Raw genomic sequence first — 14,850 nt, 5'->3', positions numbered from 1 at the left:
GGCGCGGTGGCGGCTTGCGCCAACCGGCCCAACGCCTCGCCGACCTGCGCCTGCGCGCTGCTGACCTGCGTCCGTGCGCGCCGCGCGTTCTCTTCAGCAGCGTCTGCAGCAGCGCGCGCCTCCTGCAACTGCGCTTCAGCAGCCAAGACGCGCTGACGTGCGGCTTCAAGCTGTGCAGCGGCGGTGTGCGCCGCCGCCACCGCTTGCTCCAGCCGCTGCCGCGAGATTTCATCCCGCTCGTAGAGCGTGCGATAGCGTTCGACATCGGCGTCAGTGCGCGTCGCCTCGGCTTCCGCCGCAGCGACCTGCGCACGTGCTTGGGCGAGATTGGCTTCAGCAGCGGACACGGCAGCGCGCGCTTGGGCGGCACGCGCCGTTTCAGCCTTCGCCGCTGCGCGGCTGGTCTCTACATCTGTGCGCGCACGCTGCACGATGGCCGTCGCTTGTCGCATCCCGGCGCGCGTAGTGGCGCGCGTTAATTTCACGCCTAGCTCCGCTTCGCGCGCGCGCGCCTGCGCCGCCTCCAAAGCTGCCTTCGCCTGTTCAAGGCGCGCTTGGTAATCGCGCGGATCGATCTCGGCGATCAGATCTCCTTCCTTCACCTCCTGATTGTCGGTGACGTAGAGCTTGACGATGTGACCCGAAACCTTCGAACTCACCTGCACGATGTGACCTTCAACGAAAGCATCATCGGTCGATTCGTGCGAGCGCGCGTAGAGCCAGTAACGTAGGCCAACTACGCCACCGATGATGAGCGCGATGCCGAACGCCAGAACGAAGGCCGGGCGTTTGTAAAGCGGCTTCTTCTCGCCGTCGCGTTTGTCAACGATCTTCTCCAGCCCTTCTGTGCCCTGCTCGTCTTGGATCTCCTGTTCGATCACCCCTGCCATAAGGCCGACTCCATCCAACAAACTCTTCGCTCCAGCCTCTCTACCAACGGAACTTCTCCGCTCGACCGAGCGCAGCGGCGAGATTCAAGCGCGCCGCGTTGTGGACGGCGAGCGCCGTGATCTGGGCTTGGCGCGCGTTGGCAAGCGCTGTTTGCGCGTTGATGACCTCAAGATTGTCGCCGACGCCCGCCCGAAAGCGGTCACGCGCCATCTCCAACTCGCGTTCGGCCAAACGGAGACCAGCATCAGCAGCGTTCACCTGCGCTTCAGCTGTGCGCAAATTGGCGAAGGCGAGTCGCACCTCCTCTTCGACTTGCCGACGCAAGCTCTCCAATTCAAGTTCCGCCTGCCGCTGCCGGCTCGCCGCGACCACAACCCGCCCGCGAGTAAGTCCGCCGTTGAAGATCGGAACGTTCAATTGAACAGCGGCGCGACGTGTGGGGAGCGCCGCCTCCGTCGGCGTGATGCCGCTCGTGCCGTAGTCGCCGACGAACGCGAGCGAAGGAAGCGATTCGGCGCGCGCCGCGCGTCGCTCCAATGCGCTCACCTTGACCTGTTGCTCGGCGAGACGAATCTCACGCCGGTTTCGCGCAGCCTCGGCGAGCGCCTCATCAAGCGAAGGCAAAGGATCATGTACGAAGCGGAGTTGATCCGTCAGCGTTACCTTCGCTTCAAGCGGAACGCCAATGATGCGCTTCAGATTGAGCTGCGCTCCGTCGGCGGCTGTTTGCGCTTGCGCTAGCCGCACCTCTTCTTCGGCCAGCCGCGTCTCGGCTCGCGTCACGTCGACGCCCGTCGCCACGCCCGCGCGACGCTGGTCCTGCGCTAACTTGAGCAGGACGCGCGCCAGTTCGACATCAGCCTCGGCAGCGGCCACCGCCCGTTCAGCGCGAAGCGCTTCTAGGTACGCGAGCGCCGTCGCGGTCGCGACCTGCTCGCGCGCCAACTCCAAACGCAGATCGGCTAACTTCACATCAGCGCGCTCGGCTTGAAAGCGGCGAATGGCGCTCAGATCGAAAAGGGCCTGCACGAGACGCAAGCGCGCGTCGAAATTTTTGTACGGGCCGACGAAGGTCGAACTCAATCCGAAACTCCCGGGACGAAAACCGAGCGCCGCCAAATTCTGCGTGACGCTCGCTTGGTAAACGACGCCCGACAGATTCGGCAAGAGCGTCGCCAAAAACTCCTGTCTCACCCCCTCCGCCTCGCGCCGTTGCTCGCGCGCGCGCAACGACTGTAGATTGTTCTCGATGGCAAGCTCGATCGCTTCTTGCAAGCCGAGCGTCGTCGGCGCTCGCGACGTGCGCGCTGCGCTCGGAAATCCTCGCGGGCTGAAGGAAGAAGCGCCGCCATCGACGGCCATCTGCCCGTGCGCCGCAGCGCCGCCGCCAGCCAACAACGAAACGAACAAACAGAATCCAACGAGCCTTCTCACCCGACCACCCCCGCGCTCTTTCAAGATCTAGCAAGCGTCTTCACGTGACGACCTCACGCCATCTAACAAGCGTTCTATGCGATGACCTTGCTTCCCTTCGAGCTTCTCTTGGTGCCGTCCTTTGCCGAACGCAGCACGACGTGCCGGAGCTTGGTCAAAAGCTCGCTCAGCAACCTCTTCTCCTTGTCGCTCATGCCGGCAAAAAGCTCGCGGACGCTGGCGTAATAGGCCGGAAGCAGCTCATCGAGAAAGCGTTCGCCAGCGCGCGTCAGGCGCACCAAACGCACGCGCCGATCGGCAGCGTCCTCAACCCGTTCGACCAGTCCGCGCCGGACGAGAAGATCGACCAAACCAGTGACGTTCGGGCGGCTGACGAGCAGCAGCTCCCCGACTTCGCACATCGGACAGCCGGCGCGTCCATAGTGCCCGATGATCAACAAGGCGTTGAACGCTCCCGGCGAAAGCGCGTAGGGCTCGAGCCTGCGCGCGACCCAAGCGCGCACCACATCGTAGGTGTAAACTAAGTTCAGCAAGAGTTGGACCGACGGGCGATGAAATTCGTCGTACTTTGTCCCGTGAAGTCGCGCTCGCTGCGCGTAGTGCGTTTCGCGCTTGTCCCTTTCGTCCGGGAGTTTGCGCTCGACCTTGTCCCCACGCTTCCTCATCGTGATCGTAAGTCTATTTGGTTAAGAACCTAATTGTCAAGTTTTGAATTATCTGGAACTAGCAGAACCCCTTTATACGCCTGAGATCAAAGTCGTCAAGAACCTAATCGTCGAACCCCGAATTACCAAGGCCAGCGCGAGTCACGTCGCGCGGCTGAGTGTGGCGTGACTCGTCGATCTCCTTTGGTCGATGAGACGCGCGCCGATGGATCTCGCGTCATGAAACGCGATCGTTCGAGGGCAGGCGGAATCGCAAGCGGCGGGAGGATGACATAAAGCCTCGGGCATCGGCCCGCGGCCATCACAAGAAGCCAGCGGGCCCGGCGCGCCGCCACCCTTCTGTGGCATGGCTGAGCAACACGCACGCGAGCAACGGCTATTTATCGATCAAGATCGCTACGCGGATCTTTCTCCGATTTTCTCTCCCTGCTCGACGCTCAGCAATTGTTGCCGACAGGGTCGCTACAGGGCGCCCAAGCCGAGCGCCGCTAAGCGAATCGCCATCGCTTGCGGGCTGACGCCGAACTGCGCGGCTAAACGCTGCATCGCTCTGTCATCGAACAGATCGAATGGACCGGCACCGACCATCTCGCGCAGCGCCGCTTCTGGCATCAGGAGGCTGGCCGCGAACCGATTGGCTTCCACCTCGCGCTGATCTGTGCCGCAACTGGCGCGTTCGTCGCGGAAGAAGATGGGCGAGGCATCAATGAAGACGCGCACCCGTTCGCCGTGCAATAGGTAGTGGCCCAGTTCATGGGCCAGCGTGAAACGGCGTCGGTGTGGATGATGGCGCGCGTTGATGCAGGCGATGGCCCGTTTCTCTTTGATGACCAACATGCCGGAGACGGTCTCCTCCATCGGTCGATAGATCACTTCCAAGCTATGCGCACGCGCGATCCGCTCGATGTCGACCGGCACGCTCGCGCCACTCGCCCGCAAGATCCGCTCGGCCGCTATCGTCGCTCTGTTCGCTTTCGCCATCTCTTTCGAATCGTTTCGCCGCTTATGATTTCCCGAGCAAGTTCTCAAGCACGCGCGCCGCTTCTGGCGGAATGCGCTTCTTTTCGCGCCCGAACTCCACCGTGACGACCGATTGTTCGATCACCTCGGCGTTGGATGGAAGCAAACAGCCGATCTCCAGATCGAGCGCGAGGCAAAGCGCGTAGAGCACATGCAGCGGCGCTTTCTGTCGTCCCGCCTCGATGTTGGTGATCGAAGTCCGCCGCAAACCCACCTCGGCAGCGAGCGCGCTCTGGTTGAGACCTAACTCCTCACGCCGCGCACGAATGCGCTCACCAATCGTGCGGTAGAGTGCCGGTTCGTTCACCCTCATCTTCGGCGCGGATTATAGCGGACCAGCACGGCTGGAGTCAATAATGCAAACATAGTAATTTTTGTTGACATACGCTTCTCGGAGATAGTATGCTATCGGCCGCCATGGATTTTCAGAGCGATCAACCAATCGGGCTAGTCAAGGGGCCGGGCGAAGGTCCGCATGAATATGTCTTCGTCACGGCGGATCATCGGTGGACGCGCGTCGGCGAATTCGTCCGCTACGAGGTGCGCTACGGATCCGAGACGTTGACTATCTTTGGTCACGTTGTAGGTCGTGAGTTGATCCGCAACCTGCCGGAATCTTTTCTCGTCGACCCGCGAACGTCGCCCGTGACCGTCTCTTCGTTAATCGGTCTTGAAGAGGGGAGCGAATGCGAACTTTTCGAAGTGACTTTTGAGGCGATCGGCTATTTCAACCCGGAAATAGGGGATTTCATCAACCCGCGCATTCCGCCAACTCCGGGCGACCCCATCTACTTGGCATCGAGCGAAACGCTCGCCGAGATCGTCTCGCCGCACAGGCCCGGAGATACCGGCTCTGCACATATCGGCAGCTTGCTGACGCGCGAAAAGGACGAAGTACCCGTCGTTCTCTCCGTCAAAGAGCTGGTCGCAACCCATTTGGCGGTTATCGCTTCTACAGGGAGCGGCAAGTCCTACACGGCAGGCGTGCTCGTCGAAGAGCTGATGATGCCCTACAATCGCGCTGCGGTGCTCATCATCGACCCGCATGGCGAGTACCACACTTTGCAGGCGATCGCCAGCGATGAGCGCTTTCGCGGCCCTGACGGATACATGCCGGAGGTTCGCATCTACACGCACGACAGGATTCGCGTGCGCTTTTCTACTTTAACCGAAGCTGACATCAAATACCTGTTGCCCGAGGGGGCATCGGAAAAGATGCTCCACTACCTGTCGCAGGCTTACCGCGCGCTAGCTTACGCGCGCGAGCGGCGGTTGTGGGGCTACCAAGACCTTTGCGATGAGATAACGAAACTGAAGTACGACCACGGCGATTCGAGCAACGCCAGCTCCATCGACGGGTTGCTCTGGCGGTTGGCCGCGCGGTTCGATAAGCCCGGGGGGATCTTCTCCGATTCGGAACATCTCAGTTTGCAAGAGCTCTTTCGGCCTGGGCGCTGCACGGTGCTGCAGCTATCGGATATCGAGCAGAGCGAACAGCAGGTCATCGTTGCCACTCTTCTTCGGCGGGTCAACAAGGCACGCAAGATGACCACGCGCGGCGAGGTCGACGAAAGAGATGAGAACTACCTGCCCTATCCCGTCTTCACGTTGCTGGAGGAGGCTCATCGCTTCGCTCCGGCGGGCCAGACGGTGGTATCGACCAACATACTCAAAGAGATACTCGGTGAAGGACGCAAATTCGGCGTCGGCATCGGTCTGATCACGCAGCGGCCCGGTAAACTCGATCAAGACGTGCTCTCGCAGTGCATGACGCAGATCATCATGCGCATTGTCAACCCGTTCGATCAGGACAACGTCGCCCGCTCCGTTGAAAGCACAGGACGCGCGTTGCTGGCCGAACTCCCGGCGTTGACCAAGGGGCAGGCGGTGATCAGCGGTTCGGCCATCAACATCCCGGTCACCTGCCAGGTGCGTGAGCGCTTGACGCGCCATGGCGGCCAAACGCTAGACGCACCAGCCGACTGGCAAAACTATTTCACACCGCGCGAGCAGCGCACTGCGGCTGAACGACGCGCTGTGCTCGTCAAGCTGGCGGCAGCTAGGAAGCCTGATTCTGTCGATGGAATCGATGTTTGAGCGCGTGAGCTGAAGAGCCGATGACCGATCATCCTCTACCTTGATCCTTGACGCGATAGCGCAGCTTTTCGCGATTCCAATGGTCCAGGCGTTCGGCGAGGGATGGCGCGCACTCTTTTGTCTGTCGCTCCATCGCGGTCATAAAGCGCGGCTAAACGTGGATGCAGTTCTATTTTGCCGTGCGTCTCGAGCCGCAACGCTTCGTCGAGATGGACTCGCATCAGCATTGAACTTAGGCAGGCGAATCACCTTCATCGTGCAGATTGTCTCGCTTGCTCGTACGGTTTGCGCTTTTCAACCGAACGCGCACAGACTTCGGTGATTTTGATGCCGCGACCCTCGACAAAAGCTCCTTCCCGGGCGCTACATGACGGAAAGGGCATGACGCGTGTCGAACTGTTCGGCGATGAGCGCACGCGCGATCTCTTGATTGTCAACTTCAATGGCTAGCCCATGTTTCGTTGTTGGTCAGGTTGAAGAAACGACCGCGGTCCGTTGTTGGCAACTGGCCGCTCGTCCGATCACCTCACCGCGGAAACTATAGAGGGGAGTTGGAAAGCCTGTGCAAGGCGCGGAAGCCAGAACGAGCATGACAAACCAGATCCAAATTACCGCGCTAGCTTGTATCTTTTCAAATGCGAGAATGGTGCCCGTCGACGCGGTAGGTCGACGGGCACCCAAGCGATTAGAACGAGTACCGCAGACCGAACTGCATCACGCGCGGCGTTCCCTGAATTGCCGTCAGGTTGCCGAACGTGGGGTTCTTGGAAGAGTTGAATGGATCGAGTCCCTGCACCCAACCGTCAACAGCGGTTAAACGCTGCGTGTTGGTGACGTTGAAGACCTCCCACCGGAACTGAAGCCGGTGACCTTCGCTCCACGGCATGGTGAAGGATTTGGCCAGCCCCATGTCGAGCACGACATAACCCGGATAACGCAAGATGTTGCGGTCACCGCGCTCCCCGGGACGCCCACTGCGGAAAGAGCGATAAGCTGCTTGCGGATCGGAGAAGAGGTTGGGTGGAGTAGCGCCACCGCGATTTGGCTCGGCCTTGAGCGGACGGATTCGCACGGTGTAGTTGCGTCGGTTCCAGTTGGTTGGCCAACCGCCGAAGTCGAGCGGCGCATCGACGGGCAAGCCCGAGTTCCAGCGAAAGATACCGGATAGCTGCCAGCCGCCGATGAAAGCGTCGGCGAACTTCGAGATGTTGCTGAGCAATGCCCTGCCCCGTCCGATGGGCAACTGCCAAATAGCGTTGGCGTTGATGATATGTCGGATATCGAAGTCGGAAACCGACCGTTGTTGCTTCAGGTCCAGCGCATTCAGAATGAACGGCGTGAAGGGAGCATCCGTTTGCAAGCCCGACACATCATCCATCGATTTCGAAAGCGTGTAATTGAAATCGAAACTGAGCGAGTTACGGAAGCGCTGCCGAATCGAAAGCGTCCCCGCATGGTAATCGGACGAGGCGATGGTGCTATAAACAGCCAGCGCGCCGTATTGCGGCTGGTAGAAATACCGTCGTCCGGAGACACCATCGAGCAGGTCTTGCACTGAGGCCCAGTCATTGCCGAACTCATAGCAACCGATGTTGGCGCACCCGGGAGCAGTCGCGGCCGCTATAGCGTACACGGCTTGCGTATTGGTCAGGGTCGAGACGCCGAAGAGTATCTGGCCGAGCGATCCCGGAGCGTATAAGTTCTCGAAGAACGGAAGCGGCTGTACGCTGGCGATCGGCGTGTTGTTGGCCCGCAAAATCTCGAGGATGGTGGCGGCTTGCGTCCACGTTTGGCCAGATTTCTGATCGGTGAAGTTCAAGTTCGGTTGGACTGCATCGCGCCCCGCCAAGAGGTTGCGCGCCGCGCGCCCGACGTAGGCCATCTCGATGACGACGCCAGCGGGCAGTTGCCGCTGGAACGAGAGGTTCCAACTGTAGTTGATCGGCGAGACGAGGTTGCTGTCGAGCGAGCTTTCGATGCGCCGCCGGTTGTCTGCCGGGCGTTGCTGTGGGAAGGTTAACTGCGACGGGATCACGATCCCGGGCAGCGTGCGAATGCTCTGATCGAAGCCTGTGAACAACGGCGCTGGGCGCGTTGTCACATTGAAGGTATTGGCCGAAATGGTCTGTGCCGATGAGAAGCCGAGCTGATTCTGCGCGTTAAAGGTAACGGCCAATTGCTGGCCGAAGTAGTCGTTGGTGATGGCGAATCCGGCGCGAATCACCGATTTATCTTCGCCGCCGAAGATCAAGCCGAATAGCCCGCTCTTGAAGTTTGGGGACCAAGCGATCGAAACGCGCGGTTGGAAGTTGTTCTTGTCCCAATTGTAGAAACGTTCGCCGAGATTGACGCGAATGGGATCGACGTAGTTGATGCCGCGACCAGCGGACTCTATCCTTCGACGCAGATATTCGCCGAGCGGCACGTCAGGAACGGCAATATACCCTTGCGTCTCGTAAACGGGCCGACTCAGCCCGTAGCGCAAACCATAGGTTAACGTCAAATTGGAGCGCACTTTCCAAACGTCTTGCGCGTAGAAGTCATACTCTTCGGTCGCGAACTCGCGAAAGACGCCTTGTCCAGCGGGCAGAGGCTTGCCTTGAAGATCGAAGTTGAAGTTAGCCGTGTACTGCGAGAAGCGCCCGATGACGGCCGTCAATGCCGCTTTCAAATCATCCGGATTGCCGGCGATGGTGTAACCGGCGTTACGGATCGGCGTAAGCAGAACGTTTCCGGACGCTTGGTAGAAGAACGGGTTGGTCACCGCGTTGTCGTAAGCCGCGCCGAAATCGAGGCGCCGATTGCGGATGATGCGGACGTTGGTCCCGAGTTGCAACGTGTGGTTACCGATAATCCACGAAAAGTCATCCGTGATGTTGTGCACTGGGTTGACCCGATTGAAGGTGCGCACGAACAATCGCGGGGCGAAGACGAAGCGGAAGGTGATGGCGTTCTGATCAGAATCGCCCTGATCGCTCAACGCCAAGCGCGTCAATCCGTAGCGAAGGTTGTTCGTCTTGGTTCCGCTGATAGCCCACGTGTGACCGATGGCAAATCCATATGGATGGTACCAACGCCTGACCACTGGCGTGTCGGGAAACCGCTGCGGGTTGGCGAAGCTGAGCGGCCGCGTATCGTGCTGATAGCTGCCGCGGAAAAAGAGCGTGTGCTTGCTCGTTAAGTTGAAGTCTAATCGGGCAACGTGTGAATTGAACCGCACGCGTGTGGGGGCATTAAAGCGGAAGCCTGCAGTGTTCAACCCATCGCCTGCTGCTTGCAGGTCGTTGGCTGGATAACGTCGGGCCGCATCGGCGAGCACGGCCAACGCGCGCGGATTCAATCCAACTTGGGGGAAGAAAGCGGCCAACTGGTCCGGCGTCAACGTGATAACGCGCACCGTGCCCGGTGGATCGCCCGGAGCTGCGCCGAGGAACTTCACCTCGCCGCGTCCTAAGCTCGCGAGCGGAACGACGCGCGGGCCAACCACCGTTTCGCTTGCATCGCGCCGCCCTTCGTAACTGTAAAGGAAGAAGAGCCGGTCCTTGATGATCGGCCCATCTAACCGACCGCCGAAAGTGTTGCGCAGCAATTTGGGACGTGGCAATCCGCTGCGGTTATTGAAGAAGTCGTTGGCCGTCGTCACCGTGTTGCGATGGTACTCGAAGAGCGCACCGTGGAATTGATTGGTGCCGCTGCGCGTGATGAGCGAAATCTGGGCGCCCGACGACCGCCCATAGCTTGCGTTGGCATTGCTCGTCACAACGCGAAACTCTTCGACCGCTTCGCCGTTCAACCGTAATACGGGGTTGAAGATGGAGTTGGTCTGTGCTTCGTTGATGTCCACGCCGTCAAGCGTGATGTTCGATTGATCGCTGCGTGCCCCCGTGACGTTGCCACTAGGGGTCACGCCTGGCTGCAGCGTCAACAAAGAGATGGGGTTGCGCGCCTCGAGCGGCAACTGGATGATCTGCAACGAAACGAAGTTGTTGCCGAGGCTCGCGTCTTGCGTGTTCAGCGTCAACTCGTTGGCGGCCGAGACGGTGACGGCTTCGGTGATCTGGCCGACCTCGAGTTGGATGTTGATCTCGGTCGGTTGCGCAACTAGCGCGCGCACGTCGCGCACCGTCGTCTTTTTAAAACCGGCAGCTTCAACTTCGATTTGATAAGCGCCGGGTTGAACGAGATCGAAGGCGAAAACTCCTGCCTCGTTGGTCGTCGTGGTGCGAACTAGACTACGCGCTTCGTTGCTGAGAGTCACGGTCGCTCCAGCGACAGCGCCGCCTTGCGGATCGACCACCGTGCCGCGTATCGAAGAAGTGCCCGTTTGGGCATTCACGCTCGCGGCGAAGAACAAACACCCAAGAAGCAGCACTAGTGGGATTGCGTTTTTTTCCATGTGGTATCCTCCGAAAGATTCGATTCAGCAAGTCGTCCTCTCCCGCAGTCGGCCAGGTTGTGAAGAAAGGCGACTCTCTACTCAACTTCTCGCACAACTCATGCTCGTTCGGTAAGCCGCGATGGCAAAAGTTACTCCGCAACTGACCCATCAAGAGAGGTCGCTACCTCTGGTGGACGTTCCGGATCGATCTTGAGCCGCATGAATGAGGCTAATTTAATAGCACCACTCGCACGATATTGCAATCCCCTTCAAATCCGGACTGGGGGTTTTACAGACAGTCCGGGACTTGACCGCTGACAACTGCCATATAGGAAGCTCGACGAAGCGAAATCGCTGCGGGACCGATGTCGGAAGAAGTCGCTGCGGGTGGAAATGGAAGACGGGACCGAGGCGTGGCTGCCGTCCAGCGATGGCGGAAGCTGAACGAGCTGCAACGATGAGCGGAAAGCTCAAAAGCGACGAGCCACGTAAAGCTTTATGTGGCTCGTCGCGATTAACAGCTATTTTGCGGACCTAGAATTCAATCCGCCCGACAAGCTGGATGACGCGTGGGGCGGTCACCGTCGAGGTGATGCGCCCGAAGTTCGGGCTGTTGATGTTCAGCCCGGTGAACTGGTTGACAAAGAAGTTCGCGCGGTTGATGACGTTGAACGCTTCTACGCGCAGTTGGAAGCGGAGGGTCTCACGCAAAGCGAAGTTCTTCAGCAAGGAAGCGTCCCAAGAGAAGATGAACGGGCCGTTGATAAAGGCGCGTTCGAGATTGCCCGTCTGTCCGGGTGCCGCGTTGAAGAAGACCTGCCCGGAGAAGGGCGTCGTTCCAAAGCCTTCGGCGGCGCGTCCGCTACCCAATTGACTGCACAACCCAGACTGCAAGTTCGCTTGGTTGAGGTTGATCACTCTTGGGTCGATGAAGAAGACGCCGCACGGCGTGCGTCGAACGCCGATCAAGTTTTTGATCTCGTCCTTGCTGAGCGAGGAGACGGCTGTTTGCCGTCCGGAGCGCGCGGCGCGGTTGAGCGTTCCACGCGGATCAGTGATCGTTACGGGAGCGCCGGTCGCCGCGCGAATGATCGAACTGAATTGCCAGCCGCCGAGCAAGAAGTTGACGATCCCGCCTTGATCGAGGAAGCGACGCCCGCGACCGATGGGCAACTCGTAGATCGTGTTGAAGTTGAAGACGTGCGTCTGGTCGTAATCGGCGCGCGCATATTCGAGCCGCGGCTGATTGTTGTCGAGCAACGGATCAAAGCGCGTCTGCCCAACACCTGGCGCATCGGTCAGCGTCTTCTGGAAGGTGTAGTTCGCTTGGAAGAAGAAGCCTTGTGAGAGGCGACGTCGAACTTCGACCTGTAGAGAGTTGTATCGCGAGATGCCGCTGTTGTCCAAAACATCGGCGACGCCCGTGTTTGGGTTTGGGAGGAAACGAACGTTGCCCGTCAAACCGTTGGTGATGTAAAGGATGGCGAGATCAGCCGGCGTCCCGTTACGCAACTGGGTTTGCACCGTCGTGTTGCTCAACAATCCGCCTGCGCCGAGATTCGGGAAGACGGTGAGCGTTTGGCACCCGGGGTTCTGCGCCGGCGTGCAGGCGGGATTGCCGGTCAACAACAGGTTGTTGCGCGCGCGCAAGAAGTCTTGCACAAAACCGTTGCCGAAGATGTCGACTTGATTGAGATCGCGACCGCGCACGAGGTTGTCGCTTCGTCCGCCAACGTAGCGGATCTCGATCGCTGTTTGGAAGCCGATCTCGCGCTGGATGCCAAAGCTGTATTCCATCCAGCGCGGTACCTGGAGGTCAGGATCAATGGCGAAAACGGTTCCAAACCGACCAGCGAGCAGATTGTTTTGCGCGTAGGTGCGTGGCACTTGGAACGTCGGGGTTGTAAAGCCGGGGAGCGAAGAGAAGCGCGCGTTGATGTTGGCCAGCGTCACCTGCTGCGTTAATCCTTGGTTGCCGCCAAGGGCGTTATCCGCCGCGCGAACGAACTCATCGTTGACGTAGCTCATGCGGAAACCGCCGCGGATCACCGTCCGCCCTTCACCCGGAAAGATCGAACCCAACAACCGATTCTTGAACTGCGGCGTGTAAGCGAAGCTGACCACGGGAGCGAAGTTGTTCTTGTCGGCCTTGAAGAACTTGTTATCGCCGCCAGCGTTTCGCCCAACGAAATCGTAGATGCCGTTGGGATCGAGAATGGCGGTGATGACGTTTTGTCCAGGCTGGATCACCGGCTCAAGAGCCAACCCGTTAGGCTCGCGGATCGGCGTATAAAGCTCGTATCGCAACCCATAGTTCAAGGTCAGTTGCGGAATCGGGCGCCACTGGTCCGCCGCGTAGAAGGAATAGTGCTCGAAGTTGAGGTTACGCTGCGGGATGGCGCCGGGCACGTACCCCGAGTTTTTGCTCGTCGCGTTGAAGGTGAGATTGGCGCTCCCGATGATGCCGCCGAGCAGGGCGAGCAAGGAGTTGGCGTTGTTCAGCTGCGTCGCGCTGATGCCGCCCGGGAACTGACTCGCCGAAAGCGCTGGCGTGTTGTTATTGGTTCCGAGCACGTAGGTCGGCAACGTCGAGTTACTGAAGGCTGGCGGACCATACGGGTTGATGCGAAAGACTTGGAGTTGCCCACCGAAGCGGATCGAATGTTGACCTACGGTGTAGACGGCGTTGTCCTGCAAGTTGTAGTAACGAACGTTGCGCCCTTGCGCTTGGAAGTTCACCTCTGGATTGCTGATCAGCGGAACGGCGATGAAGAAACCTTGCGGTTGTCGCGCGTTATCGAACCGTGGTTTATCGTCGCGTACCCCGCCGCGCACCTCGTTGGTGAAGTTGGCTCCCGGCGTATAACGATAGGTCAATGACAGCGAGTGATTGTGGCTGTCTTGGAACGAAGCCGGGATGTCGCTGAACCCAGCATTGCCAGTGTTATCGACGTCCGGTCGAAGCAAGAACTCCTTGCGGTAGCTGTAGACGCCGCCGATCGTGTGTCGTTCGTTTAGATCGGCATCGATCCTCAAGGTGAAGGCTTCGCGGTTCTGATTCTGCTTCTGCGTGAAGCCGAAACCGGTAGTGTTCAGTTGGTCACCGATGTCGGTGCGATTGCCGACGGTCGGCAAGTTGGCCAAGATGCGGCTTTGAACGAGAGGGTCGATGCCCGAAAGGCCCGCAAGCTGAAGGATGTTGACCGAACGCACGGTACCCGAGTTATCACGGTAAGTGAAGATGCCCTGCCGCGCTTGTGGCAGCAAGATGGTGCGCGCAACGGTCGCCGATTGCCGCAAGCGGAAGCCTTCATAAGCGGCGAAGAAAAAGGTTTTGCCTTTGTAAAGAACTGGTCCGCCTTCGCCGAAACGCGGCAAGTAGAGAGGACCGCTCAGTTTGCCCCCGAATTGATTGCGGTTGAGAAAAGGACGCGGCGTTCCCGCGAGATTGTTGAAGAAGCTGTTGGCCGCAAACTTCGAGTTCCGATTGTAGATGAAAGCGGCGCCGTGGAACTCGCTTCCACCACGCGGTGTCACAAGCTGCACTTGCGACGCTCCATAACCGGCATCGGCGCCAGCGTTCTGCGTAATGACGGTGAACTCACCCGTGTCGTCCACGTTCGGGCGATCGGGCACGAAATCGGTCGCATTGGCGCGAATGAAGTTATCCTGAACGTTGAGGCCATCACGCGTGATGTTCGTAAAAGACGTGCGTTGACCGTTGATGGTCGTACTGGTTGCACCATTGGCAGCGACTCCTGGTTGAAGCTGGATCAATTGCAACGGATTGCGTCCGTTGAGCGGCAGTTCGACCACTTGTCGCGGACTAACCGTATTGCTCAGCTCGCCTGAAGTCGCGTTCAAGATGTCGGCGCCGGCAACCACTGTGACGCTCTCCTGCACGCCGCCGACTTCGAGCGTGACATTGAGCGAGTACTCCCGAGCGACGTCGATCTTGACGTCCGTCGCGGTGAAAGTTTTGAAGCCGGGAGCGGTGATCCGTACAGTATAAGTTCCCACCTCGAGCTGCGGAAAGATGAAATTCCCCTCGCCCGTGGTAACCGTGCTTCGCTCGCGCCCCGTCTTGACATCCGTCAAGGTAACGGTCGCGCCAGCGATCACACCGTCTGGTCCAGAAACAGTGCCAACCAACCGTCCCGTGTTCGATTGCGCATGAACGAGCGGGAACAGGAAGAGGGCACAAACCAACGATAATGCGAGCAGCGCTTTCAATCGCATTATTCTCCTCCTCGAAAGTCTGTAAGATGCGTTTTTGGGTTGTGTCGTCCGATCAAGAACACCTCAGCGAATCAGTTGCTTGTAGGCGCGCTTTCCTCGGACGTCAACGTTGCTGAGAATTAATTT

The 14,850-nt window shown here is 59.2% G+C and carries 8 protein-coding genes; 1 reads left to right on the top strand and 7 read right to left on the bottom strand.

The window, feature by feature from the left end; genetic code table 11:
- The 5 genes from C4334_RS12755 to C4334_RS12735 form a co-directional block, all read right to left on the bottom strand.
- A partial coding sequence (locus C4334_RS12755) for an HlyD family secretion protein (RefSeq protein ID WP_352432470.1) occupies positions 1–890 on the bottom strand: 890 nt, incomplete at its 3' end.
- Between the two features lie 40 nt (positions 891–930).
- Positions 931–2,325: a TolC family protein gene (locus tag C4334_RS12750; protein WP_352432469.1), complete on the bottom strand. Its 1,395-nt coding sequence runs from the start codon at positions 2,323–2,325 to the stop codon at positions 931–933.
- Between the two features lie 74 nt (positions 2,326–2,399).
- Entirely contained in the window at positions 2,400–2,990 is a 591-nt protein-coding gene (locus tag C4334_RS12745; protein ID WP_352432468.1) for a MarR family winged helix-turn-helix transcriptional regulator, read from the bottom strand.
- Between the two features lie 462 nt (positions 2,991–3,452).
- Positions 3,453–3,971, bottom strand: coding sequence for an ImmA/IrrE family metallo-endopeptidase (locus C4334_RS12740; protein ID WP_352432467.1), 519 nt, complete (start codon positions 3,969–3,971; stop codon positions 3,453–3,455).
- Positions 3,972–3,993: 22 nt separating this feature from the next.
- Positions 3,994–4,323: a helix-turn-helix domain-containing protein gene (locus tag C4334_RS12735; protein ID WP_352432466.1), complete on the bottom strand. Its 330-nt coding sequence runs from the start codon at positions 4,321–4,323 to the stop codon at positions 3,994–3,996.
- 89 nt (positions 4,324–4,412) lie between these two features.
- Here C4334_RS12735 and C4334_RS12730 point away from each other — a divergent pair, with 89 nt between their 5' ends.
- Complete coding sequence (locus C4334_RS12730; RefSeq protein ID WP_352432465.1) at positions 4,413–6,107, top strand: ATP-binding protein; 1,695 nt, start codon at positions 4,413–4,415, stop codon at positions 6,105–6,107.
- Positions 6,108–6,792: 685 nt separating this feature from the next.
- On the opposite strand, the gene C4334_RS12725 is transcribed toward C4334_RS12730, so the two are convergent.
- Both C4334_RS12725 and C4334_RS12720 read right to left on the bottom strand, forming a co-directional pair.
- A complete protein-coding gene (locus C4334_RS12725; protein ID WP_352432464.1) occupies positions 6,793–10,503 on the bottom strand; it encodes an outer membrane beta-barrel protein in 3,711 nt (1,236 codons plus the stop codon).
- A 516-nt stretch (positions 10,504–11,019) separates the two neighbouring features.
- A complete protein-coding gene (locus C4334_RS12720) occupies positions 11,020–14,724 on the bottom strand; it encodes a TonB-dependent receptor (protein ID WP_352432463.1) in 3,705 nt (1,234 codons plus the stop codon).
- Positions 14,725–14,850: the final 126 nt, after the last annotated feature.

The organism is Pyrinomonas sp. (assembly GCF_040289685.1).
GTDB lineage: Bacteria > Acidobacteriota > Blastocatellia > Pyrinomonadales > Pyrinomonadaceae > Pyrinomonas.
This window is presented reverse-complemented; position numbering and strand designations above follow the sequence as displayed.

Excerpts from the sequence above, each read along its gene's own strand:
- C4334_RS12745 (WP_352432468.1), bottom strand. The coding sequence starts at position 2,990 with ATGAGGAAGCGTGGGGACAAGGTCGAGCGCAAACTCCCGGACGAAAGG.
- C4334_RS12740 (WP_352432467.1), bottom strand. The coding sequence starts at position 3,971 with ATGGCGAAAGCGAACAGAGCGACGATAGCGGCCGAGCGGATCTTGCGG.
- C4334_RS12735 (WP_352432466.1), bottom strand. The coding sequence starts at position 4,323 with ATGAGGGTGAACGAACCGGCACTCTACCGCACGATTGGTGAGCGCATT.
- C4334_RS12730 (WP_352432465.1), top strand. The coding sequence starts at position 4,413 with ATGCTATCGGCCGCCATGGATTTTCAGAGCGATCAACCAATCGGGCTA.
- C4334_RS12725 (WP_352432464.1), bottom strand. The coding sequence starts at position 10,503 with ATGGAAAAAAACGCAATCCCACTAGTGCTGCTTCTTGGGTGTTTGTTC.
- C4334_RS12720 (WP_352432463.1), bottom strand. The coding sequence starts at position 14,724 with ATGCGATTGAAAGCGCTGCTCGCATTATCGTTGGTTTGTGCCCTCTTC.